Source organism: Streptomyces sp. NPDC054786 (assembly GCF_053611685.1).
The window spans coordinates 153,439-177,580 of the sequence record NZ_JBSHAW010000012.1; the positions used below are offsets into that span (position 1 = coordinate 153,439).

At 70.3% G+C, this 24,142-nt stretch carries 21 protein-coding genes; 13 read left to right on the forward strand and 8 right to left on the reverse strand.

Going from position 1 to position 24,142, the window contains the following annotated elements:
- The first annotated feature begins 421 nt into the window (after nt 1–421).
- Entirely contained in the window at nt 422–1,297 is an 876-nt protein-coding gene (locus tag ACWGI6_RS12970) for a serine hydrolase (protein ID WP_453267533.1), read from the forward strand.
- A gap of 61 nt (nt 1,298–1,358) precedes the next feature.
- Here the strand turns inward: ACWGI6_RS12970 and ACWGI6_RS12975 are convergent, their stop codons facing one another.
- The 3 genes from ACWGI6_RS12975 to ACWGI6_RS12985 all read right to left on the reverse strand — a co-directional run bounded on the left by ACWGI6_RS12975 (nt 1,359) and on the right by ACWGI6_RS12985 (nt 4,264).
- Nucleotides 1,359–3,551: an MMPL family transporter gene (locus ACWGI6_RS12975; protein WP_453267534.1), complete on the reverse strand. Its 2,193-nt coding sequence runs from the start codon at nt 3,549–3,551 to the stop codon at nt 1,359–1,361.
- Between the two features lie 117 nt (nt 3,552–3,668).
- The gene (locus ACWGI6_RS12980) at nt 3,669–3,938 is read right to left on the reverse strand and encodes a hypothetical protein (protein ID WP_393908759.1); all 270 of its coding nucleotides are present in this window, start codon (nt 3,936–3,938) and stop codon (nt 3,669–3,671) included.
- Nucleotides 3,938–4,264, reverse strand: coding sequence for an ArsR/SmtB family transcription factor (locus tag ACWGI6_RS12985; RefSeq protein WP_393908760.1), 327 nt, complete (start codon nt 4,262–4,264; stop codon nt 3,938–3,940). The genes ACWGI6_RS12980 and ACWGI6_RS12985 overlap by 1 nt, the downstream gene beginning before the upstream one ends.
- A gap of 233 nt (nt 4,265–4,497) precedes the next feature.
- On the opposite strand from ACWGI6_RS12985, the gene ACWGI6_RS12990 reads away from it, so the two are divergent.
- On the forward strand, nt 4,498–5,349 hold the full coding sequence (locus ACWGI6_RS12990) for a class I SAM-dependent methyltransferase (RefSeq protein WP_453267535.1): 852 nt from the start codon (nt 4,498–4,500) through the stop codon (nt 5,347–5,349).
- 51 nt (nt 5,350–5,400) lie between these two features.
- Here the strand turns inward: ACWGI6_RS12990 and ACWGI6_RS12995 are convergent, their stop codons facing one another.
- From ACWGI6_RS12995 to ACWGI6_RS13010, 4 genes are all read right to left on the reverse strand, one after another.
- Nucleotides 5,401–6,324, reverse strand: a complete 924-nt coding sequence (locus ACWGI6_RS12995) for an alpha/beta fold hydrolase (RefSeq protein ID WP_453267536.1) — start codon at nt 6,322–6,324, stop codon at nt 5,401–5,403.
- A gap of 57 nt (nt 6,325–6,381) precedes the next feature.
- Nucleotides 6,382–7,071, reverse strand: a complete 690-nt coding sequence (locus ACWGI6_RS13000; RefSeq protein WP_453267537.1) for a PAS domain-containing protein — start codon at nt 7,069–7,071, stop codon at nt 6,382–6,384.
- A gap of 141 nt (nt 7,072–7,212) precedes the next feature.
- Nucleotides 7,213–9,741, reverse strand: coding sequence for an MFS transporter (locus ACWGI6_RS13005; RefSeq protein WP_453267538.1), 2,529 nt, complete (start codon nt 9,739–9,741; stop codon nt 7,213–7,215).
- 252 nt (nt 9,742–9,993) lie between these two features.
- Entirely contained in the window at nt 9,994–10,437 is a 444-nt protein-coding gene (locus ACWGI6_RS13010) for an SRPBCC family protein (RefSeq protein WP_393908764.1), read from the reverse strand.
- Between the two features lie 157 nt (nt 10,438–10,594).
- On the opposite strand from ACWGI6_RS13010, the gene ACWGI6_RS13015 reads away from it, so the two are divergent.
- A complete protein-coding gene (locus ACWGI6_RS13015; protein ID WP_453267539.1) occupies nt 10,595–11,644 on the forward strand; it encodes an Rv2578c family radical SAM protein in 1,050 nt (349 codons plus the stop codon).
- A gap of 265 nt (nt 11,645–11,909) precedes the next feature.
- On the forward strand, nt 11,910–12,485 hold the full coding sequence (locus ACWGI6_RS13020; protein ID WP_453267555.1) for an N-acetyltransferase family protein: 576 nt from the start codon (nt 11,910–11,912) through the stop codon (nt 12,483–12,485).
- On the opposite strand, the gene ACWGI6_RS13025 is transcribed toward ACWGI6_RS13020, so the two are convergent.
- Nucleotides 12,416–13,156: a HEAT repeat domain-containing protein gene (locus ACWGI6_RS13025; protein WP_453267540.1), complete on the reverse strand. Its 741-nt coding sequence runs from the start codon at nt 13,154–13,156 to the stop codon at nt 12,416–12,418. The genes ACWGI6_RS13020 and ACWGI6_RS13025 overlap by 70 nt on opposite strands.
- A 391-nt stretch (nt 13,157–13,547) precedes the next feature.
- On the opposite strand from ACWGI6_RS13025, the gene ACWGI6_RS13030 reads away from it, so the two are divergent.
- The 9 genes from ACWGI6_RS13030 to ACWGI6_RS13070 form a co-directional block, all read left to right on the forward strand.
- Nucleotides 13,548–15,368 carry a 3-hydroxyacyl-CoA dehydrogenase family protein gene (locus ACWGI6_RS13030; protein ID WP_453267541.1) on the forward strand — a complete coding sequence of 607 codons (1,821 nt, stop codon included), beginning with the start codon at nt 13,548–13,550 and terminating at the stop codon, nt 15,366–15,368.
- A gap of 136 nt (nt 15,369–15,504) precedes the next feature.
- Nucleotides 15,505–16,308: a TetR family transcriptional regulator gene (locus ACWGI6_RS13035; RefSeq protein ID WP_453267542.1), complete on the forward strand. Its 804-nt coding sequence runs from the start codon at nt 15,505–15,507 to the stop codon at nt 16,306–16,308.
- 513 nt (nt 16,309–16,821) lie between these two features.
- Complete coding sequence (gene ccrA, locus ACWGI6_RS13040; protein ID WP_453267543.1) at nt 16,822–18,159, forward strand: crotonyl-CoA carboxylase/reductase; 1,338 nt, start codon at nt 16,822–16,824, stop codon at nt 18,157–18,159.
- 40 nt (nt 18,160–18,199) lie between these two features.
- Nucleotides 18,200–20,212: a protein meaA gene (locus ACWGI6_RS13045; RefSeq protein WP_453267544.1), complete on the forward strand. Its 2,013-nt coding sequence runs from the start codon at nt 18,200–18,202 to the stop codon at nt 20,210–20,212.
- Nucleotides 20,209–21,171 (forward strand): HpcH/HpaI aldolase/citrate lyase family protein, encoded by a 963-nt coding sequence (locus ACWGI6_RS13050; protein WP_393908772.1) that lies wholly within the window; start codon nt 20,209–20,211, stop codon nt 21,169–21,171. The genes ACWGI6_RS13045 and ACWGI6_RS13050 overlap by 4 nt, the downstream gene beginning before the upstream one ends.
- 5 nt (nt 21,172–21,176) lie before the next feature.
- Nucleotides 21,177–21,701: a MaoC family dehydratase gene (locus ACWGI6_RS13055; RefSeq protein ID WP_127153888.1), complete on the forward strand. Its 525-nt coding sequence runs from the start codon at nt 21,177–21,179 to the stop codon at nt 21,699–21,701.
- 2 nt (nt 21,702–21,703) lie between these two features.
- Entirely contained in the window at nt 21,704–22,909 is a 1,206-nt protein-coding gene (locus tag ACWGI6_RS13060) for an acyl-CoA dehydrogenase family protein (protein ID WP_453267545.1), read from the forward strand.
- A gap of 170 nt (nt 22,910–23,079) precedes the next feature.
- Nucleotides 23,080–23,727, forward strand: a complete 648-nt coding sequence (locus ACWGI6_RS13065) for a phosphatidylserine decarboxylase (protein WP_453267546.1) — start codon at nt 23,080–23,082, stop codon at nt 23,725–23,727.
- A partial coding sequence (locus ACWGI6_RS13070; protein WP_453267547.1) for a CDP-alcohol phosphatidyltransferase family protein occupies nt 23,714–24,142 on the forward strand: 429 nt, incomplete at its 3' end. The genes ACWGI6_RS13065 and ACWGI6_RS13070, both read left to right, overlap by 14 nt.

A 24,142-nucleotide genomic window follows, 5' to 3' on the forward strand; every position in this document is an offset into this window, starting at 1 on the left:
TGGCACTCCGCAGCCGCCAGCTGTGGGCCGGCGCACGCGGGCGGCGCGCGGCCGCCACCCGTCGCCCGCGCGCCGCCGCCACACCCCGCAAGGCCCTGCCGCGCCCCTAGAAACCACCCGCGTCCACCCCCGCGACATCCACTCCACGAACCCGTTCCCCCACCCGCATCCACCCCCACCCGCACATTCCTGCCCACCGTCCGATTTGTCGAAAGTCACACTCCCAGACGCCGCCCAAATACGGACATATCACCCCAACTGTCCGAGGTGTCCCACCCCCCGCCACGTATCGTCACCGTGACCCTTCAACCGGGACCCCGGCCGCAGCACGGCCGCGGAGACCCGGTGCAGCGTCGGTCGCCCGAGGCCGGCCGCCCCATAGCGGGCCTCCGATACACAGCGGGACAAGGACACCACCTTCATGCACGGATCACGCCTATCGACCTGCACGCGCCGCGGGCTGGCCGCGGCCGTGGCTGCCGGAGCACTGCTCACGGCACTCACCACGGCGACCTCGGCCTCGGCCAGCACCGCCAGCACGCCGGTGGGCGGCTCCAAGGTCGTGTGCAGCTCGCAGAAGCCGGGCCTGGCGCCCGCCCTGTCCCAGGACATCGCCGACGCCCTCCACGGGCGCGAGGGCGCCTCGGCGCTGGCGATCTACGACCGGCACACCCACACCCGCTGTGAGTTCAAGGCCGGCACCCACTTCGACTCGGCGAGTGTGGTGAAGGTCACCGTGCTCGGGGCCCTGCTGCGGCAGGCCCAGGAGGCGCACCGCGGGCTGACCCCGCACGAGATGAAGCTGGCGAAGGCCATGATCACCAAGTCGGACAACGCCTCGACGTCCGCGCTCTGGCACCAGATCGGTCCCGCCGGCATCAAGCGCTTCCTGTCCCTGGCCGGTATGCGGCACACCGTCCCCGGCGCGGGCGGGGCCTGGGGCCTCACCCAGATCACCGCCGGCGACCAGCTCCAGCTGATGCAGCTGCTCACCACGGACAACACGGTGCTCACCGCGGCCTCCCGCGGTTACGCCCTCGACCTGATGCACCGGGTCGCCCCCGACCAGCGCTGGGGAGTTCCGGCCGGCGCCCCCGCCACGGCAGCCGTCCACGTCAAGAACGGCTGGCTGCCGCGCGACACCGGCGGCTGGCGGGTGAACAGCGTCGGCACCTTCACCGGCAGCGGTCACGACTACGGCATGGCCGTCCTCTCCACCGGAAACCACACCATGGGCTACGGCGTGGACACCGTCGAGGGCACCGCCCGGGTCGTCCACCGCGATCTGACGCGGTGACGTCCGGCGGGCGGCACCGCCCCGGAAACGGCGCCTGAGGGCCGGCTCCGGGGGCGTTCCCTCAGCTCCGCGGCCGTCCGCCCCGCCGCAGCGTCCAGGCGCGCTCGCCCAGCAGCGCCATCGCCGCCGGGAGCAGGACACCGCGTATCACGGTGGCGTCGAGCAGCACCGCCAGTGCCATCCCCAGCCCGAGCATCTTGTACTCGACGGCCGACAGCGTGAGGAAGACCGTGAAGACCCCGGTCATGATGAGCGCTGCGCTGCTGACGACACCGGCGCTGCCGGCGATGCCCGACACGACGGCGTCCCGCGGCGCGGCGCCGCCGAGCCGCCTCTCCTTGATCCGGCTCAGGATGAAGATGTGGTAGTCCATGCTGAGCCCGAACAGCACGATGAACATGAACAGCGGAAGCCAGCTGACCACGCCGCCGTAGGACGTGAAGCCAAGCGCCGATTCCAGATGGCCGTCCTGGAAGACCCAGACCAGCACCCCGTACGCGGCCCCGATGGACAGCAGGTTCAGCAGGATCGACACCAGCGGCAGCGTCCACGACCGGAAGACCACCATGAGCAGGACGAACGCCAGGGCGAGGATGAAGCCGAAGACCAGCGGTGTCCTGGCGGTGACCTGCCGGGCGAAGTCGTGCGGCATCGCGGTCTTCCCCGCGACGGCATAGCGGACGCCCGCCGGCGGGCCGAGGGTGGCCGGGAGCGCGCGTTCCCGCAGGGTGGCCAGGGCGCGATCGGCCGCCGGATCGGTGACGGCGCCCTCCAGCGGCACCCGGACCACCAGGGCACCGCCGACCGGCACCACGGTGATGGGCTCCCGGAGCGCTCCCCCGCTCGCGGCCGCCTGCCGGTGAAGACCGTCAACGGCCCTGCGTACCTCAGGGGTGTCCGCCGACGCCCCGTCCGGCCGGTCGACGACGACCCGCGCAGCGGTCGCCGCCCCGGGGAACACCCGCTGCATCTCCCGTGCGGCATCCACCGCGGCCGAGGCACCGGGCGGAAGGCTGGCCGTCACCGCCGCGTCCTGCAGCCGCATTCCGAGCGCCGGCAGTGCCATGGCCACGAGGACGACAGCCATCGACACGCCTGCCAGCAGGGGCCGTTGAACGGCCATCGCCGCCACCCGCCCCCAGACCTGCGACTCCCTCGGTATGACCCGTCGCCGGCCGAGCCAGGGGACGCGGGGCCTGTCGACCCGGTCGCCGAGGGCGGACAGCAGCGCGGGCAGCACCGTGACGGACCCGAGCACGGTCAGGCCGACCACCAGCACCGTGCCCACGGTCAGTCCCTTGAAGACATCCACACCGGTGAACAGCAGCCCCGTCATGCAGACCATCACCGTCACGCCGGATGCCACCACGGCGCGTCCCGAGGTGGCCGCCGTGATCCGCAACGCCTCGCGCAACTCGTGGCCGGCGGCCCGCTCTTCGCGTACGCGGCGCAGGGAGAACAGTGAGTAGTCGATGCCGACGGCCATCCCGATCAGCAGCACGATCGCCGAGGCCGCGCTGTTGAACGGCACCCACCGGCCCACCAGTTGAAGCAGTCCGAACGCGGCCGCCACGGTGGTCCCCGCCATCAACAGCGGGATCCCGGCGGCGGTCAGTGAGCCGAACACGACCAGCAGGATCAGCAGGGTGAGCGGGAGGGAGATCGTCTCGGCGTGCTGCAGATCGCCCTTGATCCCGTCATTGACGGCTTCGGAGAGACTGCCGTCCCCCGCCTGGAGGACCCGCACCCGGGGATGCCGCTTCTGCACCAGCGTGACAGCGTTCCTCGCCCGGGCCGCATGGCGGGCGAACCGTTCTTCCGGGCCCCGGACTTCAAAGGTGACGAGGCCCGAGCTGCCGTCCCGCGAGACCCACCGGCCGCCCTCCGCGCCCCGTGGTGAGCCGACATCCGTCACGGCCTCCCGGGCCCGGCGCAGCTCGGCCACCAGGTCCGCGGCGGCCGCCACCCGCCGTGTGTCCTGCGCAAAGCGGCGCCGGTCACCGGTATCCCGGCTCTGTATCAGCACGTTCTCCCGGTAGGAGTCGCCGCCGTGCCGGGCGTCGATCCGCTGCTGGGCGCGCCCGGCCTCCCCCGGATCGACGGCGGACGCGCCCTCTCCGGTGGTCATCGCGCCCGCCAGTACGGCGAGTACGACCAGCACCAGCCATCCGGCGACCGCCGCCGTGCGATGCCGTGCGGACCAGCCGGCGACGGCCGCGATCCGGCCCGGCCGCGACTTGCTCTTGGGCAGCATGAGCTGCTCTCCTCTACGTGGTGAATCGATCCTGTGGAACTCGCCGATGGCGAGGTGGTTCGTTTGCCGTTCGTGGGCCGTCGAGTTGCCGCTCGACGGCCTACCGGCATACAGGGGCTATTCGACGTCCTTGAGGACCCTCTCGATCGTTCGGGTACGGCCCTGCAGATCCGCGACCTGACCGGTGATGGCTGTCAGCTCCCGCGCGATGCGCTCCTGCCCCTCGACAGCGGCACCGGCGAGCTTCCTGTACGCGTCCTCGCGCGCCAGCTGCGCCGTGGCCCGCCGGGTGATCGCGACCTGCCAGATGATCGTGACGAGAACGGCGGTCAGCAGGACGAAGATCCCGATGGTGCCGATGACTTCCTGCCACTGGTGATAGTTCATCACGGGGATCCCTTCTCGATGGTCAGCGTCTTCGCCGCAGTCGCAAGACACTCGGGGGTCAGGTGAACCGAGAAGGCGGTCACCTCGTAGAACTTCATCGCTTTCCCGTCGTCCGACACCTGTATCCGCGAGGAGACCAGACCGGCCGTCTCCAGCTTCTTCAGATGGACCTGCAGCAGCGCCCGGGAGATGCCCAGCTCACGCGCCAGTTGGCTGACATAGTTCGGCGCCGCCTGGAGCGCGGCGACCACCCGCATCCGATGAGGGTTGGAGAGCGTCGCCAGCAGGCGAACGAGTTCATCGCCGGTCGGCGTCGGGTCTCTCACGGCAGACTCACACTCCAGCACATGCCAACTTACGTTAGCATGTGCCGAGTTATGCGGGCAGGTGTTCCGGACCGAAGGTACGACTAAGCACCCCCCAGGGTGACCGGCCCCCCGAACGGCCCCGTGCGGGGCGGGAGTGGCGATATCAACGCCGGATCGAGGCAGTGCATCCGGTGGGCCGAGAGGTGTCACGCCGCCGGCCCACCGCCACACCGCACTCTGGGAGGAACTCGGTGCCAGGCCGCGTCAAGGCAGACCTCAAGGGAGTTCCCGAAACGGCGTTGTGGACGCTCTATCACCGCGCCGCCGAAGCCGCCCGCCCGGACACGGTGCTGCCCGATCCACGCGCCGTACAACTCCTCACCGAAGTGGACTTCCCCTTCGTGGAACGGCTGGGCGGCACCCGGCCATGGCTGGCGCAGGCCATTGCCCTCCGGGCCCTGGGATTCGACCGGGTGGTGCGGGCATTCCTCGCCGCCCACCCGGACGGCACCGTGATCGCTCTCGGCGAGGGCCTGGAGACACAGTTCTGGCGGGTGGACAACGGCCGGGCCCACTGGGTCACCGTCGACCTCACCGACCCGCTGGCGCTGCGCCGGCGCGTACTGCCGCACGGGGATCGGCAGCGGCTCATCGCCTGCGACGCCCGCAACACCCAATGGATGACGGGGATCGACGCCGCACGCGGTGTGCTGGTGACCGCGCAGGGCTTGCTGATGTATCTCCAGCCCGCGCAGGTGACCCAGCTGATCGCCGCCTGCGCCGAGGCGTTTCCCGGTGGCTCGATGGTGTTCGACACCGTGTCGCGGCGCTTCAGCGCCCGCACCCGCACCGGCGCCAAGGGGCCCGGCGGCCATCGTCTGCCCCCGATGCCCTGGGGCATGGACGCGGTCGGGCGGGAGCAGCTGCTCAGCGCCCATCCGGCCATCAGCGAAGTGGCCGAGGTTCCGCTCCCCGCGGGCCGTGGTGTCCTCGGCTATCTCGCGCCCCGCGCCGCGGCCCTGCCCCTGCTCCGCGGGGACCGCCCGCTCATCACCCGGCTGCATTTCGGTTCGGCGCCCGCCCGGCTCGCCCCTCGGCCCTGACAGACCGCGTGAGTGCAGCGGGCCGCACGGCTCCGACGGCTCGTGGGGATCTCACCCTTCCCGGAGAAACGCGTTCACCCGCTCCGCGGTCCGCTCGGGATACTCCCCGCTGATCGCGTGCGATGCCTCGGGCCAGACCTCCACGGTGCCGTCGTGCAACGTACGGGCCCGGGCCGCGGCCTGCTGCGGGTCGTGCACGATGCTCTTGCCGGCGATCAGTGCGAGCACGGGTACGCGCAGGGCGCGCAGCTCGTCATCGCCGGGCCTGGCCGGGGCCGGGAAGCTGACCTTGAAGTCCCGCATCCCCGAGGCGATCAGCCGGCCCTCGATGTGCTCGGCGGCGTTGTCGATACCGCCCGAGATCCAGCCCAGCAGCCGGTTGCGCAGCCCCGCCGGCATCCCCGGCACCACACTGCCCAGCGAGACCACGATCATCTTCCAGGTCAGCGGCGCGAAGGTGCTCGCCGGATCCAGTGCGATCACCGACGCGATCCGCCCGGGACGGTGGAGGGCGACCTGCACCGCCAGCCAGCCCCCGATCGACACGCCGAGCACATGCGCCCGGGGCAGGCCCAGTTGAGCGAGCATCTCGTCGATCCAGGCCGCCTGGTCGGCCCCGGATGTCATCGGCGCCGACTGCACACTGCAGCCCGGCTCACCGAGCCCGTCGACGGCGTACACGGGGCGTCCGCTCTTCATCAGCCCCGGCAGATTCGTCCGCCACAACGGGGTGCACGACTGCCGACCCGGCATCAGTACGAGCGGCACTCCCTCCCCCGTACCGAACCGGTACACCCGCACCGTCCCGAACGCGGTGTCCACGTTCAGCTGTGCGTCGGGCTCGGGCAGGGCGTCCATCGCCTCCCGGTACACCGCCGCGAACCGCTCGAACGCCTCCGCATCCCGGAAGGCCCCGATGCCTCGCCGGGCCCACTCCGGTCCGATGCGCGGCTCCGGAAAGCTGATGTCCACCATGCGCCCCATCCCACCACGGGCCCCGCCGGCCGCAGGGCAGTGGGGCGCGCACGCCGCTCAGTCCAGGGTCACCGGGAACCGCTCCTGGAGGCTGACCTCCAGCACCGGACAGCCCAGTTCCAGGACCTGGGAGACGATCCGGGCGCTCTCCTGGGGGCTTATGCCCGGCAGGATCTCCGGCAGCCTGCGGGCCAGGTCTCCGGCGCCGGGGATGTCGGTGTGCGGCGCGAAGGCGGGCGCAAGGCGTTCGTGTCCGGCGCCGCGCTCCTTGTTGCTCTCACCGGGTAACAGGCCGACGTCCGCCGCGAGTACGAGGATCCGTCCGGCGCCGGAACCCACCAGGGGGTACGCCCACCACAGCAGGTCCACCGGGCCGGTGCCGGCGGCGGCCATCCGGGCCCGGCCGGCCGTGGGACAGGACGCGCCGCCGCCCGACGAGGCCTGCCGGTCAGGGCTGTGGTGCTCCTCGAAGCCATGGCTCAGCTCGGGGCCGTGCGTGCGCTCACCCCACCCCTTGTCGCCGAGCGCACCCGTGACCGGCATCAGATCGACGGCGGGGGCGCCCACCGCCTCCTCACGGGCGGGCCCGAAGAGCCGGTGCGCACCGCTGCTCCAGTGGGAGATCCGGCCGTCCGCGTCCACCACCACGACCGCAAGCGGAATCCGTCCGGGCGCCGCGTCCCGGGGTGCGGCCGCCCGGGGCGCCGCGAGGGTCAGGTCGTCGCCGTTCAACAGGCCACGTTCCATGGGTGGTTGCTCCTTCGTACACCGACCGTGCACCACCCCCACCACGGTACGACCGCGGCACGGTGCGGCGGGCGGCATTCCCCGAAGAGGGAGTGCGTCCGCGCACCGTGCGCACCGTCCGCCGCAGCCGTCGCGAAGAGCTCAGTCCTCGTGCCCCAGCTGGAGGTCGCGCTCCGTGCGGCCGCCTCCCGCCATCCGCAGGACGGTGGCCACCGGCGGGTATCCGGCGGCGATGACGGTGTACTCGCCGGCCGACAGATCCACGAAGCGGAACAGCCCGTCGGGGCCGGTGGTCGCGGTGTCGACGACATTGCCGGCGGCGTCCAGGAGGGTGACCCTGGCATCCTCGACGGGGCGGCCGCCGCCGGCCCGTACGGTCCCGCGCAGCACCGCACCGCCGGCGAGCTCGACGTCCTGGCGGGTCTCCCGCGACGCCTGCACGGTCACCGGCAGTGCGGCGGGGCGGAACGCGGGGGCGCTGGAGGCGAGCGTGTACTCACCGGCCACCAACTCCCCGATGACATAGCCGCCTTCGCGTCCGCTGCGGGTGGTGGCGACGACCTCGCCGCGGACGTCGGTGAGGGTGACCATGGCATCGCGTACGGGCGTGCCGTCGGCGGTGGTGACGGTGCCCGCGAGGCGCCCCGCGCCGCCGAGCACGACGTCCAGCTCGACCGGCCGTTCGCCGACGGTGACGCTGACGGCCTGCGGCTGGTGCCCGCCGGCCGCCGCGATCAGCACATACGAGCCGGCGCCCGGCGTGCTCAGCGCATACCGCCCGTCGTCGCCGGTGGCGCCGCGGCCGACCTGGCGGCCGGCGACGTCGATGAGGGTGAGCGCGGCACGCGGCACGATGCTGCCGTCGTGGTGCTGGACGGTGCCGCACACCGGGACGCCGGCCGTGACGGTGGGGTGTCCGGTGGAGGCGTAGCCGTGTGCACGGGGATACGTCGGTTGGCTGCCATGGGAGTGGGGGGCGGTCGCGTCCGCAGCGGAACGTGCCGGGGGTACGGCGGCGGGGTCGGCCGGATCGCCGTACGGGGCCTGCGGGGTCGGGGAGGCCTGCGGAGCAGGAGAGGCGTGGGACACCAGGGGTTTCTCTTTCAGGAAGAAGGCGAGCACAAGGCCCAGGACGAGGACCGGCACGAGGTAGAAGAAGATCCCCGGCATGGCGTGCGCATACGCGGCGACATAGCTGTCGCGCAGCGAGGCGGGCAGTGCGCGCACCAGTTGCGGGGTGATCGACTCCGGGTCGGGCAGCCGCGCCGACTCCGGCAGCCGGTCGCCGAGTTGGCGGGCCAGCCGGTCGGCGAAGAGGGTGCCGAAGATGGCCGCGCCGACGCTGCCGCCGATCTGCCGGAAGTAGTTGGTGGCGCTGGTCGCGGTGCCGAGGTCGGCGGTGCGTACGGAGTTCTGCACGGCGAGCACCAGCACCGGCATGACGAAGCCGATGCCGAGGCCGAGGATGCCCATCCAGAGGCTGTAGTCCTCGCGCGGGGTGTCCTGCTGCATCCGCGACAGCAGCCACATCCCCACCGCGGCCGCCGCGCAGCCCAGTACGGGAAACACCTTGTAGTGCCCGGTGCGGCTGATGAGCTGGCCGGAGACGATCGAGGCGAGGACGATGCCGCCCATCATGGGCAGCATCAGCAGCCCGGACTCGGTGGCCGTGGCGCCGTCGACCATCTGCAGGAAGGTCGGCAGGTAGCTGGCGGCGCCGAAGAGCGCCACACCGACGACGGCGCCGATCAGGCCGGTGAGATTGAAGATCGAGTCGCGGAACAGCCGCAGCGGGATCAGCGGTTCGGCGGCGAAGTGCTCGACGGCGACGAACAGCAGGGCACAGCCGAGCGCACCGGCCCCGAGGCCGAGGACGACCCGCGAGTTCCAGGCGTACTCGGTGCCGCCCCAACTGGTCAGCAGGACCAGGCAGGTGGAGAACGCGGCGAGCAACAGCGCCCCGGCGACGTCCAGTCGGGCGCGGCGCGCGGGCCGGGGCAGCTTCAGCACGCAGGCGATGACGACGAGCGTCAGCGCGCCGAACGGGACGTTGAGGTAGAAGCACCAGCGCCAGGAGGCGTGGTCGGTGCAGAAGCCGCCGATCAGCGGCCCGGCCACGGAGGCGAGGCCGAAGGCGGCTCCGATCAGGCCCAGGTAGCGGCCGCGGGCCCGCGGCGGGACGACATCGGCGATGATCGCCTGGACGCCGATGATGAGGCCGCCGCCGCCGACGCCCTGGACGGCCCGGAAGATGATCAGTTCGTCCATGGTCCGCGACCAGCCGGCCAGCGCCGAGCCGACGGTGAAGACGAGGATGGCGAAGAGGAAGACGGGCTTGCGGCCGAAGAGATCGCCGAGCTTGCCGTAGAGCGGCAGTCCGATGGTCGAGGCGAGGAGGTAGGACGTCACCGCCCAGGACATCTCGCCCAGGCCGTGCAGCTCGCCGACGATCTTGGGGAGCGCGGTGGCGACGATCGTCTGGTCGAGGGCCGCGAGCAGCAGGGTCAGCATCAGGCCGACGAAGACCATGCGGACCCGGCGGGGGCCGAGCGGCACCGGGGCACCGGGGGCGGGGCCCTGCGGTTTGTCGTTCGCGGCCGGAGCCGTTGTCGCGCCGGGGACGGGCGGACCGATCCACTCGACCCGCTCGCTCAGGATGGTCCCACCCACGTGCTGCTCCCCTCGTCACGCCTGTTGCCGCCCAATTTCTCGCATTGGGCGACAACACCGATCAACCGCGGCGAAAGGGTGCGTGCGGGGTGGGAAGGGGCATCAAGTACGTTGCCCGGGGCGCCTATTGGGCTCCCATCAGGGCTTTCCGTACAGAAGCGTTCCGGTGGCCCGGACACTTCGACCCACCGGAAACCACCCGAACCGGTGAGTGTGAAGGCATGCGCTCAGGGTGACGGGCGTGATCGCCGATCACTTCGCCACGTGGGCGGCGAGATTGTCCAGCAGGCTGTCGTAGATCCGGCCGAGCCCCTTGGGGGCGAAGGTCCGCTCGAAGAAACCGCCGATACCGCCGGCGCCTTGCCAGGTGGTGGTGACGACGACCTTGGCGCGCTTCTCGCCGGCCGGGGTGACGACCCAGGTGGTCACCATCGAGGAGTTGCGGTCCTTCTCCACGAGCTGACCGTCGGTCGGCTCGTCGACCTCCAGCAGGCAGTCGCGCACCCGCTTGCTCGTGGCCTGGAGCTTCCAGTGGACGAGGGTGCCCTTGCCGTCGCCGCCCTCACGGACCTCGTACTCGCTGAAGTGCTCGGGCAGCAGCTGCCGGCGCGTGCCGGAGTAGTCGGCGAGCGCGTCGAACACGTCCTCCGGGTCTGCCGCGATCTCGCGCTCCGTGATGGCCTCGACCTGACCCATGTGTGTGTTCCTCCAGTACTCGACTGCCGGTCCTGCGATGCGCCGCCAAGCCAACCACCCCACGGCGGCGCGCCCAAATTCAGGGCCGCCGAGCCTCAAGGGAACATGTGTTCTATTATGGCGCCGGGGGGCTCTGCAGGATCCAGAAGGAGGCCCGATGCGCTGGGACAATCTCGGCGAAAGCCCGTCCGCGCTGTTCGGTACGGACGTCGTCAGCCGGACGATCGACACCCCCGAATTCCGTGGGATCACCTTCCATGAAGTGCGCGCCCGCTCGATCGTGAACCGCGTGCCCGGCGCCTCGCGGATGCCGTTCGAATGGACCGTGAATCCCTACCGGGGGTGCAGTCATGCCTGTGTGTACTGCTTCGCGCGCAAGACGCACAGCTATCTCGACCTGGACACCGGGCAGGACTTCGACTCGCAGATCGTGGTGAAGGTCAACGCCCCCGAACTGCTGCGCCGCGAGCTGGCCGGGCGGCGCTGGCACGGTGACCACATAGCCATGGGCACGAACGTCGACTGCTATCAGCGCGCCGAGGGCCGCTACGGCCTGATGCCCGGCATCATCACGGCGCTGCGCGACTACGCCAACCCCTTCTCGATCCTCACCAAGGGCACGCTCATCCTGCGGGACCTGGCGCTGTTGCAGCAGGCCGCCGAGGTCACCGACGTCGGCATCTCCGTCTCCGTCGGCTTCCTGGACCGCGAACTGTGGCGCACGGTCGAGCCCGGCACGCCCGCCCCCGAGCGCCGGCTGGACGTGGTGCGTACGCTCACCGCGCACGGCATCCCGTGCGGTGTGCTGATGGCGCCGGTGATCCCGTTCCTCGGGGACGCACCGGAGCAGCTGCGGGCCACGGTGCGCGCCATCGCCGAGGCCGGGGCCGGCTCCGTCACCCCGCTCGTGCTGCATCTGCGGCCCGGCGCCCGTGAATGGTTCATGGCGTGGCTGGAGCACCACCACCCGCATCTGGTGCGGCGTTACCGGACGATGTACGGGGACGGCGCCTACGCCCCCACGTGGTACCAGCGCCGCATCACCCGCCAGGTCCATGAGTTCGCCGCGGAGTACGGCATCGGGCCCTCCCGCCCCGGTGCGGGCCGCAAGATCCCACCGGCGGACGCCGGCCCAGGACCGGCCGCTGCACCCCTCGGCGACGGGCCCCACGCGCCCGCGGAACCAACCCAGTTGACCCTGATCTGACCCGGCCGGAGCGGTCAGGCCGAGGGGGCCGGAGCCGCCGCCAGGGCCCGCGCCGGACGGTTGCGCGCCGCCGTCCGGACCCTGATCCGCTCGTCGATGACGGCGAGCCGCTCGCACCGGGGGCGACCGCGACGGCCCGTACGCCGCGTGCCGCCGGCTCCACCGCACGGGAAAACTCCTTGACGGGCCTCCTACCCTCTCCTGCATGGAGGGGTCTGATGAACGGAGCCGGGCACAGCCACCGCACCGTGTACGCGTACGGGAGATGGCCGAGGCCGATGTCGACGCGGTCTCGGCGGTACGGGTCCACGGCTGGCAGGCCGCGTATCGGGGGCTGATGCCGCAGGCGTATCTGGACACGATGAGCGTGTCGGCGGATGCCGAGCGACGGCGGTCGTGGTTCGCGCGCCGGTCGCCGGAGGTGTCGGAGCTGGTGGCCGAGCGGGACGGTGAGGTGGTCGGCTGGGCATGCGTCGGACCGGCCCGGGACCCCGATATCGCCCCGGGGGCCGAGGAGTTGCCCGCACCGCCGCCGACCGCGGGTGAGCTGCTCGCCCTCTATGTGGCGCCCGCCCTGATCGGCACCGGCGTCGGCCGTGCCCTGATGGCCGCCGGCACCGCCCGCGCACGGGCGAGCGGCTACCGCGCGCTGTATCTGTGGGTGGTTCGCGGCAACACCCGCGCCCAGCGGTTCTACGAACGGGCCGGTTTTGTGCCGGACGGGGCCGAGGAGGCGTTCGAGGTGGGCGGCCGCAGCGTCCCGGAGCTGCGCTACCGGCGCTCGCTGACGCCGGAACCGGAACCGCCGCCACCGGTCCCCTCACCCCGCTCGGAGCCCTGACCCCGATCGCCGGCTCCCGCGCCGTCCGGCCCGTCCTCCGTCACCTCGGGTCCGGCCTGCGCCGTCACGTCCTCGTGCACCCCCAGCCGCGCCAGTGACGCCGCCGCAGCGGCCGCCAGCCGGGGATGGGTGACGGCTGCGGTGAGCGTGGGAACCGCGCGCCGGTCGCCCAGCGCGCCCAGCCCCTCGACACAGGCGAGCGCCACCCGCCAGTAGGGGTTGTGCGGGGTCAGCAGCCGCTCCAGGGTCGCGATCAGCGCGGGTACGGACTGCGGTGCACGGAGTTCGGCGAGCAGCCGGACCGGGTGCAGGGCGTAGGCGGTGCGCAGCGGATTGGTGGCGAGTGCGGCGGCGGCACGGGCGGTGCGGGGGTCACCGAGGCGGCCCAGGGCGTGCGCGGCGGTGGCGCAGCGCACCGGGTCGCGGTAGTTCAGTAACAGGACGAGCGTCTCGAAGGCCCGCTTGTCGCCGGCGCAGCCGAGGATGAAGGCGGCGATCTCCCTGGCCCACAGCGGACGTTCGACGGCGACCAGCATCCGGGCCAGTTCTTCCCGCCCGGCCGGGGTGCTCTTGCGGGCCAGCCCCAGCAACCGTTCGTAAGCGACCAGATCCTGTGGGGAGCGGAGTTCGGCGCGCACCCGGTCCGTCAACTCGTGGAATTCCTCTTCCATTTGCCGATCCCCTCCCACCGGGCCGCCCCGGTTCCCGCGACGTGGCCTGCACCACAGCCTAATGACCCCCGCTACCCCTGGCGCTCTGGTTACTCACCGGTTAACCTGCTGGAACGAGCAGCACCACTGCTCGGGCGGCCTGGTGACGCAGCCGCCACAGAGTGAAGTCGGTTCGGCACCGCACAGCACGACCTCAGTACGGAGAACACGGCACGGCCCCGGGACAGGGCCCGCCGCGCCTCCCGCTCCGCCGGCGCTCCCGCAGCGCTGCGGCTCCCGCGGCTCACCGCCGCTTCTCTGCCGCTGCGCAGGCCAGGTATCGCGCCGCGCGGATACCCCTCAGTCGTCACTTCTCCCCTGTATTCAGGGGAACACCCTCAGGAGTCTCGCGATGGGCCCTCAGTCCACCCCTGATCTCTCAACTGAACCCTCCCCCCTGTCCCTTTCCACCGTCGCCATCGTCGGCCTGGGCACCATGGGCACCGGTATCGCCGAGGTGCTGGCGCGGGCCGGCCGCGAGGTCATCGGTATCGACACCGACGAAGCCGCGGCCCGGCATGCCGTCTCGGCCCTCGAAGCCGCCACCGCCCGCGCGGTGCAGCGCGAGCGGATCACGGAGCGGGAGCGGCAGGACATCCTGGCCCGGTTCCGTACCTTCACCGATGTGCAGGCCGCCGCGGACGCCGATCTCGTCATCGAGGTGGTGCCCGAGGACTACGAGCTCAAGCGGCAGGTCTTCGCCGAGCTGGACGCCGTGGTGCGGCCGGAGACCATCCTGGCCACCGGTACCAATGCGCTGTCCGTGACCCGGCTGGCCGCCGACTCGCAGCGCCCCGAGCGAGTGCTCGGCGTGCACTTCTTCAACCCCGCACCGGCCATGAAGCTGGTCGAGGTCGTCTCCTCCGTGCTCACCGCGCCGACCGCGGTCGCGGCCGTCACGGAGCTCGCCCACCACCTGGGCAAGGACCCGATCGCGGTGGGTGACCGCCCCGGCTTCGTCGCCGATGGCCTGCTGTTCGGCTATCTGAACCAGGCGGCGGCGATGTACGAGGCCAAGTACGCCACCCGCGAGGACATCGACGCCGCGATGCGGCTCGGCTGCGGTCTGCCCATGGGCCCGCTGGCGCTGCTCGACCTGATCGGCGTGGACACCGCACGCACGGTCCTGGAGGCGATGTACGCCGACTCCCAGGACCGGCTGCACGCCCCCGCGCCGATCCTCGGCCAGCTGACCGAGGCGGGGCTGACCGGCCGCAAGGCGGGCCGCGGCTTCTACACGTACGACGCCCCGGGCAGCAGCACGGTCGTGCCGGACGCGGAGAGCCCGGCGGCCGCCGATGAGCTCGCCGGCGGGCGTACGGTCACCGGCGTCGGCGTGGCCGGTTCCGGGACGATGGCCAGCGGTATCGCGGAGGTCTTCGCCAAGGCGGGCTTCAAGGTCGTGCTGGCCGCCCGCAGCCTGGAGAAGGCGGAGAAGGCCAAGGCCAGGATCGCCAAGTCGCTGGGCCGCTCCGTGGACAAGGGCCGGATGAGCGCCGAGGCCCGGGACACCGCGCTGGCGGCGATCACCCCGGCCGGTTCGCTGGACGCGTTCGCCGACGTGGACCTCGCGGTCGAGGCGGTGGCCGAGGATCTGGCGGTCAAGCAGGAGCTGTTCACGACGCTGGACAAGGTCTGCAAGCCGGGCGCCGTCCTGGCCACCACCACCTCGTCGCTGCCGGTCGTGGCCTGCGCCCGCGCCACCTCGCGCCCGCAGGACGTCATCGGGATGCACTTCTTCAACCCGGCGCCCGCCATGAAGCTGGTGGAGGTGGTGCGTACGGTCCTGACGGCAGACGATGTCCACGCCACCGTGCGGGCGGTCTGCACCAAGGTCCGCAAGCACCCGGTGGACTGCGGCGACCGGGCCGGATTCATCGTGAATGCGCTGCTGTTCCCGTACTTGAACAACGCGATCAAGATGGTCGAGGAGCACTACGCGACCCTGGACGACATCGACGCCGCCATGAAGCTCGGCGGCGGGTACCCGATGGGCCCGTTCGAACTCCTCGATGTGGTCGGCCTGGACGTGTCCCTGGCCATCGAGAAGGTGCTGCACGCCGAGTTCCGCGACCCCGGGCTGGCCCCGGCGCCGCTGCTGGAGCACCTCGTCGCCGCGGGCTGCCTCGGCCGCAAGACCGGCCGCGGCTTCCGTGAGTACGCCCGGCGCTGACGCGTGGCGGCACCCCGGCCCGGCCGGGGGAGGGTGGGGTGGACTGCTGGAACCTGACGGCGGTCCACCCCCGCTCACAGGGACAAGGGCTGCACCTCATGCCGCAGGCCGCGTAAATATGCAGTACCGTCCCCACATGTCCCAGCCCGCTCGCACGCAACCCTCAGACGCCCCCGACACCCCCACTCCCGGTACCCGTCGGGCGGCTGCGCAACGGCTCAAAATGCGCCGCGAATTGTCGGCGGCGGCGATGGAACTGTTTGCGACCAAGGGCTATGAGGCGACGACGGTCGATGAGATCGCGGCCGCCGCGGGCGTCGCCCGGCGTACCTTCTTCCGCCACTTCCGCTCCAAGGAAGAGGCGATCTTCCCCGACCACGACGACACCCTCGTGCGCGCGGAGGCCGTCCTGGACGCCGCTCCGCCGCACGAGAACCCGCTGGACACGGTCTGCCGCGGCATCAAGGAGGTCATGCGGATGTACGCGGCCTCCCCGGCCGTGTCGGTGGCCCGCTACAGCCTGACCCGCGAGGTCCCCACCCTGCGTGAGGCCGAGATCGCTTCGGTGGCCCGCTACGAGCGGCTGTTCACCCGCTATCTCCTGGGCCACTTCGACGAGGGCGCACACCGCGAGGGCGACGACGACCCGCTGCTCGCCGAGGTCGCGGCGTCCGCCGTGGTCACCGCGCACAACCACGTGCTGCGGCGCTGGCTGCGGGCCGGCGCGGAGGGCGACGTCGAGGCACAGCTCGACCATGCCTTCGAGATCGTCCGGGAGACCTTCGGCGCCGGCATCGGCGCGGGCCGCACCAGCAGCGGGGAGAATCCCCCGGCGGCCGTCTCGCGCGAGGGCGAGGTGCTGGTCGCGGTGGCCCGCACGGACGCCCCGCTGGACGAGGTCATGCGCACCATCCGCAAGGCGATCAAAGAACGGAAGTAACGGCCTTCCGGCCGGAACCGGACACGAGCGCGGCCCGGCACCCAGGCACCGACCGGGCCGCGACACGGATGGCGTAACGCCCTCCCTGCGCACGCTGCGCACACCTCACCTTTCTTTGCGTGATCCGCACGCCTCCCATCGGGGCTCTTTCGCTCATGCGTGCCGCCTGAATGACATCTGAGAGAAATTCTTGGCACTCAGTGTCTTGTCGCCTGGCACGCGGTGTCATACGTTGAAGGTGTCCGGGCGGCCGGCGTGCTGAGAACCCACGCACGCCGGCTGTCCCACCAGCCCCACGTGGCTGGCCGCCCGGATGCCTGCGTCACAGGCACTTCCCAGCTGCCGCTGGGCACCGCGCTCACCAGCGCTGCCAGGCACCGCGGCCGACGGCTCTGCGATCCCCGCAGAGGCGACGGCAACGGAGCCACCCCGGCCGAACCGACGGCACCACCTCCGCACCACCCCCGACGTTCCCTCAAGCCGTTCCTCAACGCGCTTCGCCGGAGGCACACCGTGAACGAAATCCTGGACGCAATCGTTGCGCCTGACACCACCAGCGCCGACTTCGCCGCGCTGACCATCCCCGAGTCCTACCGCGCGGTGACCGTGCACAAGGACGAGGCCGAGATGTTCACAGGCCTGGAAACCAAGGAGAAGGACCCCCGCAAGTCGCTGCACATCGAGGATGTGCCGGTTCCCGAGCTGGGACCGGGCGAGGCACTGGTGGCCGTGATGGCCTCCTCCGTGAACTACAACTCGGTCTGGACCTCGATCTTCGAGCCCATCTCGACCTTCGCGTTCCTGGAGCGCTACGGCCGCCTCTCCCCGCTCACCAAGCGGCACGACCTGCCGTACCACGTCATCGGCTCCGACCTGGCCGGTGTGGTGCTGCGCACCGGGCCCGGCGTCAACGCCTGGGGCCCCGGCGACGAGGTCGTCGCGCACTGCCTCTCCGTCGAGCTGGAGTCCTCCGACGGCCACAACGACACCATGCTCGACCCCGAGCAGCGCATCTGGGGCTTCGAGACCAACTTCGGCGGCCTGGCCGAGATCGCGCTGGTCAAGTCCAACCAGCTGATGCCCAAGCCCCAGCACCTGAGCTGGGAGGAGGCGGCGTCGCCCGGTCTGGTCAACTCGACCGCGTACCGCCAGCTGGTCTCCCGCAACGGCGCCGGGATGAAGCAGGGCGACAACGTCCTGATCTGGGGCGCGAGCGGCGGACTCGGCAGTTACGCCACCCAGTTCGCGCTGGCCGGCGGCGCCAACCCGATCTGTGTGGTCTCCTCGGACCAGAAGGCGGAGATCTGCCGGAAGATGGGCGCCGAGGCGATCATCGACCGTAACGCCGAGGGCTACAAGTTCTGGAAGGACGAGCACAACCAGGACCCCAAGGAGTGGAAGCGCTTCGGCAAGCGCATCCGCGAGCTGACCGGCGGCGAGGACGTGGACATCGTCTTCGAGCACCCCGGCCGGGAGACCTTCGGCGCGTCCGTCTACGTCACGCGCAAGGGCGGCACCATCGTCACCTGCGCCTCGACCTCGGGCTACAACCACGAGTACGACAACCGCTACCTGTGGATGTCGCTGAAGCGGATCGTCGGCTCGCACTTCGCCAACTACCGCGAGGCGTGGGAGGCCAACCGCCTGATCTCCAAGGGCAAGATCCACCCGACCCTTTCGCGGACCTACAGCCTCGAAGAGACCGGGCAGGCGGCGTACGACGTGCACCGCAACCTCCACCAGGGCAAGGTCGGCGTGCTGGCACTGGCCCCCGAGGAGGGGATGGGCGTGCGCGACGAAGAAATGCGCGCCAAGCACCTCGACGCCATCAACCGGTTCCGGAACGTCTGAGGCAACTCGGACTTCCGGACCACGAAGATTCGAGCCTGATATGACTGAGCGTCAGAAGGATCGTCCGTGGCTGATGCGGACGTACGCCGGCCACTCCACCGCCGAGGCGTCCAACGAGCTGTACCGACGCAACCTCGCCAAGGGCCAGACCGGCCTGTCGGTCGCGTTCGACCTCCCGACGCAGACCGGATACGACCCCGACCACGTCCTCGCCCGCGGTGAGGTCGGCCGGGTCGGGGTCCCGGTGTCCCACCTCGGCGACATGCGACGGCTGTTCCAGGACATCCCGCTGGACCAGATGAACACCTCGATGACCATCAACGCGACGGCCATGTGGCTGCTGGCGCTGTACGAGGTGGTCGCCGAGGAGCAGGGCGCCGACATCTCCAAGCTGTCGGGGACGACACAGAACGACATCGTCAAGGAGTACCTGTCGCGCGGGACGCACGTCTTCCCGCCCGGCCCCTCGCTCCGGCTGACCACCGACATGATCACGTACACGGTGGCCCACATCCCCAAGTGGAACCCGATCAACATCTGCAGCTACCACCTGCAGGAGGCGGGCGCCACGCCGGTCCAGGAGATCGCGTACGCGATGAGCACCGCCATCGCGGTGCTGGACGCGGTGCGGGACTCCGGGCAGGTGCCGGCGGAGAAGTTCGGCGATGTCGTGGCCCGTATCTCGTTCTTCGTGAACGCCGGTGTCAGGTTCGTCGAGGAGATGTGCAAGATGCGTGCCTTCGGCCGCATCTGGGACCGGATCACCCGTGAGCGCTACGGCATCGAGAACGAGAAGCAGCGCCGGTTCCGCTACGGCGTCCAGGTCAACTCGCTCGGTCTGACCGAGGCGCAGCCGGAGAACAACGTCCAGCGGATCGTCCTGGAGATGCTGGCCGTCACGCTCTCCAAGGACGCCCGGGCCCGGGCCGTGCAGCTCCCCGCCTGGAACGAGGCGCTGGGGCTGCCGCGCCCGTGGGACCAGCAGTGGTCGCTGCGGATCCAGCAGGTCCTGGCGCACGAGAGCGATCTGCTGGAGTACGAGGACATCTTCGCCGGCTCGCATGTCATCGAGGCCAAGGTGGACGCGCTGGTCACCGAATGCTTCGCGGAGATCGAGCGGATCCAGGAGATGGGCGGCGCGATGGCCGCGGTGGAGTCCGGCTACCTCAAGTCGCAGCTGGTCTCCGCGCACGCCGAGCGGCGGGCCCGGATCGAGGCCGGCGAGGAGAAGATCGTCGGTGTCAACTGCTTCGAGGGCACCGAGCCCAACCCGCTCACCGCGGACCTCGACACGGCCATCATGACCGTCGACCCGGCCAATGAGGCGCGGGTGGTCCAGGCGCTGCACGACTGGCGGGACAACCGCGACGAGACGCGCGCCCAGGAGGCGCTGTCGGTCCTGAAGAAGACCGCGGCGGGCGACGGCAACCTCTTCGCGGCCACCGTGGAGTGCGCCCGTGCCGGTGTGACGACCGGCGAGTGGGCCTGGGCGCTGCGGGACGTCTTCGGCGAGTTCCGGGCACCCACGGGCGTCTCCAGCGCTCCCCTGGCGGTCGCAGCCGAGGAGGGCAGCCCGCTCGCCGCGGTCCGCGAGAAGGTCGCCAAGACCGCGGCCGAACTCGGCAGCGGCAAGCTGCGCCTGCTGGTCGGCAAGCCCGGCCTGGACGGGCACAGCAACGGCGCCGAGCAGATAGCCGTACGGGCCAGGGACGCCGGCTTCGAGGTGATCTACCAGGGCATCCGGCTGACCCCGGAGCAGATCGTCTCGGCCGCGGTCGCCGAGGACGTGCACTGTGTCGGTCTGTCGATCCTGTCCGGCTCGCACGCCGAGCTGGTGCCGGACGTACTGGCCCGGCTGCGGCGCACCGGCGTGGATGACATGCCCGTCATCGTCGGCGGCATCATCCCGTCCGCCGATGCTGCCGCACTCCGGGAAGCCGGAGTGGCGGCCGTGTTCACCCCCAAGGACTTCGGTATTACGGAGATCATCGGCCGTATCGTCGACGAGATCCGGAAAGCGAACCAGCTCGACCCTCTGGAGGTCCCCGCATGACCCAGGTGAACCGTCTGCGCCCGCGGCGCTCCTGTCTCGCGGTCCCGGGCAGCAATCCGCGCTTCCTGGAGAAGGCCCAGGGGCTCCCGGCCGACCAGGTCTTCCTGGACCTGGAGGACGCCTGCGCGCCGCTCGCCAAGGAAGGCGCCCGGCACCACATCGTCGAGGCGCTGAACGACGGCGACTGGACCGGCAAGACCCGGGTCGTGCGGGTCAACGACTGGACGACGCACTGGACGTACCGGGACGTCATCACGGTCGTGGAGGGCGCGGGCCCCAACCTCGACTGCCTCATGCTGCCGAAGGTCCAGGACGCCCAGCAGATCGTGGCGCTGGACCTGCTGCTGACGCAGATCGAGAAGACCATGGGCTTCGAGGTCGGCAGGATCGGCATCGAGGCGCAGATCGAGAACGCCAAGGGCCTGGTGAACGTCGACGAGATCGCCGGCGCCTCACCGCGCCTGGAGACCATCATCTTCGGCCCGGCCGACTTCATGGCGTCCATCAACATGAAGTCGCTGGTGGTTGGCGAGCAGCCGCCCGGCTATGGGGCGGATGCCTATCACTACATTCTGATGCGCATTCTGATGGCAGCCCGTACCTACGATCTGCAGGCGATCGACGGACCGTACCTTCAGATCAAGAATGTTGACGGCTATCGCGAGGTCGCCGGCCGCGCCGCCGCCCTGGGCTTCGACGGCAAGTGGGTGCTGCACCCGGGTCAGGTCGAGGCCGCCAACGAGGTGTTCTCGCCCTCCCAGGAGGACTACGACCACGCCGAGCTGATCCTGGACGCCTACGAGTGGCACACCTCGGAGGCGGGCGGAGCCAAGGGTTCCGCGATGCTCGGCGACGAGATGATCGACGAGGCGAGCCGGAAGATGGCGCTGGTCGTCGCCGGCAAGGGCCGGGCCGCCGGCATGACCCGCACGTCCAAGTTCGAGGCCCCGGAGGCATAAGCACCATGCAGTTCGGCCGTACCTATGAAGAGTTCACCGTCGGCGATGTCTACAAGCACTGGCCGGGGAAAACCGTCACGGAATACGACGACCACCTCTTCTGTCTGCTCACGATGAACCATCACCCGCTGCACATGGACAGCAACTACGCGGAGCAGACCACCGATTTCGGCAAGAACGTCGTCGTCGGCAACTACATCTACTCACTGCTGCTGGGCATGTCGGTGCCCGACGTTTCCGGAAAGGCCATCGCCAATCTGGAGATCGAGTCGCTGAAGCATGTGGCGCCCACCTTCCACGGCGACACGCTCTACGGCGAGACGACCGTGCTCGACAAGACGCCGTCCCGCTCCAAGTCGGACCGCGGCATCGTGCACGTCGAGACCAAGGGTTACAAGCAGGACGGCACCCTGGTCTGCGTCTTCCGGCGCAAGGTCATGGTCCCCACGGCCACCTACATCAAGGAGCGCGGCGGCGAGCAGCCCGGCCGCCCGGAGCTGCAGGCCCCTCCGGCCAAGAAGGAGAAGTAGCCATGTCCCGTCTCGCGCAGACCGAGGGCCTGACCGACATCCAGCGGGAAATCCTCTCCACCGTCCGCGACTTCGTGGACAAGGAGATCCTGCCGGTCGCCACGGAGCTGGAGCACCGCGACGAATATCCCTCGCAGATCGTCGAGGGCCTCAAGGAACTCGGCGTGTTCGGCCTGATGATTCCCGAGGAGTACGGCGGTCTGGGTGAGTCCCTTCTCACCTACGCGCTGACCGTGGAGGAGATCGCCCGCGGCTGGATGAGCGTCTCGGGCATCATCAACACCCACTTCATCGTGGCGTACATGCTCAAGCAGCACGGCACACAGGAGCAGAAGGACTATTTCCTGCCGAAGATGGCGGCCGGTGAAATCCGCGGCGCCTTCTCGATGTCGGAGCCGGCACTCGGCTCGGACGTATCGGCCATCTCCTCCAAGGGCGTGCGGGACGGCAACGATTACGTCCTGAACGGCCAGAAGATGTGGCTCACCAACGGCGGCACGTCGACGCTGGTCGCCGTGCTGTGCAAGACCGACGAGGGCCACCCGGAGGGCACCGCCCCGCACAAGTCGATGACGACCTTCCTCGTGGAGAAGGAGGCCGGCTTCGGTGAGGTGCGGCCCGGCCTGACCATTCCGGGCAAGATCGACAAGATGGGCTACAAGGGTGTCGACACCACCGAACTGATCATGGACGGGCTGCGGATCCCGGCCGATCGGGTGCTCGGCGGCGAGACCGGACGTGGCTTCTATCACATGATGGACGGCGTCGAGGTCGGCCGGGTCAATGTGGCCGCCCGCGGCTGCGGTGTCGCCCAGCGCGCCTTCGAGCTGGGTGTTTCGTACGCACAGCAGCGGCACACCTTCGGCAAGCCGATCGCCCAGCACCAGGCCATCCAGTTCAAACTGGCGGAAATGGCGACAAAGGTCGAGGCGGCACATGCGATGATGGTTAATGCCGCTCGCAAAAAGGACTCCGGCCAGCGAAACGACCTCGAGGCGGGCATGGCCAAGTACCTGGCCTCCGAGTACTGCAAGGAGGTAGTGGAAGACGCTTTCCGCATCCACGGCGGCTACGGCTTCTCCAAGGAGTACGAGATCGAGCGGCTCTACCGCGAGGCCCCGATGCTCCTGATCGGCGAAGGTACCGCCGAGATCCAGAAAATGATCATTGGGCGACGGCTACTCGAGGAGTACCGGATCCAGGGGTGAACATCCCGTTTGGGCTGCTTTGGTCTAGACGAAGATCACACCCCGTCATCGTTCTTCGGCCACGGATTGGCTCTGGCTCTTGGCCAGTTGCCGCTCGCAACCGATAGCATCCCCGGAAAGCCGCCGTCCCCCGTATCCATACGCGGCATCCTCCGCTACGAAGGTCATCCATGCCCCACAGCCAATCCTCTGCACAACGCGGTCGCGTCCGCCTCGCGCGCGGAGCGTCGCCGTGGCTCCTGCCGACCGTTGCCACGGCAGCGGTCAGCCTCGTCCGCTCCCGCCGGTCGGGTCGCTGGGCCGCCGTTGCCGTGCCCACCACCGCACTGGCGGCGGGCATGCTGTGGTTTTTCCGCGACCCGGAGCGGGAGATCGCTCAGGGCCGTGTCATCTCCCCGGCCGACGGCGTGGTGCAGAGCATCATGCCGTGGAAGGACGGACGCACCCGCGTCGCGATCTTCATGAGCCCGCTGAACGTCCACGTCAACCGTGCGCCGCTGGCCGGCACGGTGACGTCCGTGGAGCACATCCCCGGCGGGTTCGTCCCGGCGTTCAACAAGGAGAGCGAGAACAACGAGCGGGTCGTCTGGCACTTCGACACCGAGCTCGGCGACATCGAGATGGTGCAGATCGCCGGCGCGGTGGCCCGCCGTATCGTCCCCTACGTGCCCGAGGGCACCAAGGTGGAGCAGGGCGAGCGGATCGGCCTGATCCGCTTCGGCTCGCGCGTCGACGTCTACCTCCCGGAGGGCGTCGAGGTGGCGGTCGAGGTCGGCCAGGCGACCACCGCGGGGGTGACTCGTCTTGACCGTGATTGATCCCGAGACACAGGCGGGCTGGGCACCCGAGACCGACGAGGACGACGACATGCCGCTGTCCACGCGGCTGTCAATAGCGGACACCCTCACCCTCGGCAACGCGATCTGCGGCTTCATGGCCGTGTACTTCACCACCACCGGGGTCCTCATCCCGCATCTGACGGGCACCGATGACGGCGGCATGGCCCGGCACAGTGCGGCGATGGCCGTGATCCTGATGCTGCTGGCGTCGGTCTTCGACCTCTTCGACGGGCTGGTGGCGCGCAAGCTGCGGGCCTCGGCGATGGGGGCCGAGCTCGACAACCTCTCCGACCTGATCAGCTTCGGCCTGGCGCCCGCATACTTCGTCGTGACCTGGGGCATGGTCGCCCAGGACGCGCATCAGCGGGTGTCGGTGGTCGCCGCGGTCGTGGTG

Coding starts and splice junctions, on each gene's coding strand:
- ACWGI6_RS13055 (WP_127153888.1), top strand. CDS start 21,177: ATGCAGTTCGGCCGTACCTATGAAGAGTTCACCGTCGGCGATGTCTAC.
- ACWGI6_RS13045 (WP_453267544.1), top strand. CDS start 18,200: ATGACTGAGCGTCAGAAGGATCGTCCGTGGCTGATGCGGACGTACGCC.
- ACWGI6_RS12980 (WP_393908759.1), bottom strand. CDS start 3,938: ATGAACTATCACCAGTGGCAGGAAGTCATCGGCACCATCGGGATCTTC.
- ACWGI6_RS13035 (WP_453267542.1), top strand. CDS start 15,505: ATGTCCCAGCCCGCTCGCACGCAACCCTCAGACGCCCCCGACACCCCC.
- ACWGI6_RS13065 (WP_453267546.1), top strand. CDS start 23,080: ATGCCCCACAGCCAATCCTCTGCACAACGCGGTCGCGTCCGCCTCGCG.
- ACWGI6_RS13000 (WP_453267537.1), bottom strand. CDS start 7,071: ATGGAACGTGGCCTGTTGAACGGCGACGACCTGACCCTCGCGGCGCCC.
- ACWGI6_RS13030 (WP_453267541.1), top strand. CDS start 13,548: ATGGGCCCTCAGTCCACCCCTGATCTCTCAACTGAACCCTCCCCCCTG.
- ACWGI6_RS13025 (WP_453267540.1), bottom strand. CDS start 13,156: ATGGAAGAGGAATTCCACGAGTTGACGGACCGGGTGCGCGCCGAACTC.
- ACWGI6_RS13050 (WP_393908772.1), top strand. CDS start 20,209: ATGACCCAGGTGAACCGTCTGCGCCCGCGGCGCTCCTGTCTCGCGGTC.
- ACWGI6_RS13020 (WP_453267555.1), top strand. CDS start 11,910: ATGGCCGAGGCCGATGTCGACGCGGTCTCGGCGGTACGGGTCCACGGC.
- ACWGI6_RS13060 (WP_453267545.1), top strand. CDS start 21,704: ATGTCCCGTCTCGCGCAGACCGAGGGCCTGACCGACATCCAGCGGGAA.
- ACWGI6_RS13015 (WP_453267539.1), top strand. CDS start 10,595: ATGCGCTGGGACAATCTCGGCGAAAGCCCGTCCGCGCTGTTCGGTACG.
- ACWGI6_RS12995 (WP_453267536.1), bottom strand. CDS start 6,324: ATGGTGGACATCAGCTTTCCGGAGCCGCGCATCGGACCGGAGTGGGCC.
- ACWGI6_RS13010 (WP_393908764.1), bottom strand. CDS start 10,437: ATGGGTCAGGTCGAGGCCATCACGGAGCGCGAGATCGCGGCAGACCCG.
- ACWGI6_RS12975 (WP_453267534.1), bottom strand. CDS start 3,551: ATGCTGCCCAAGAGCAAGTCGCGGCCGGGCCGGATCGCGGCCGTCGCC.
- ACWGI6_RS12970 (WP_453267533.1), top strand. CDS start 422: ATGCACGGATCACGCCTATCGACCTGCACGCGCCGCGGGCTGGCCGCG.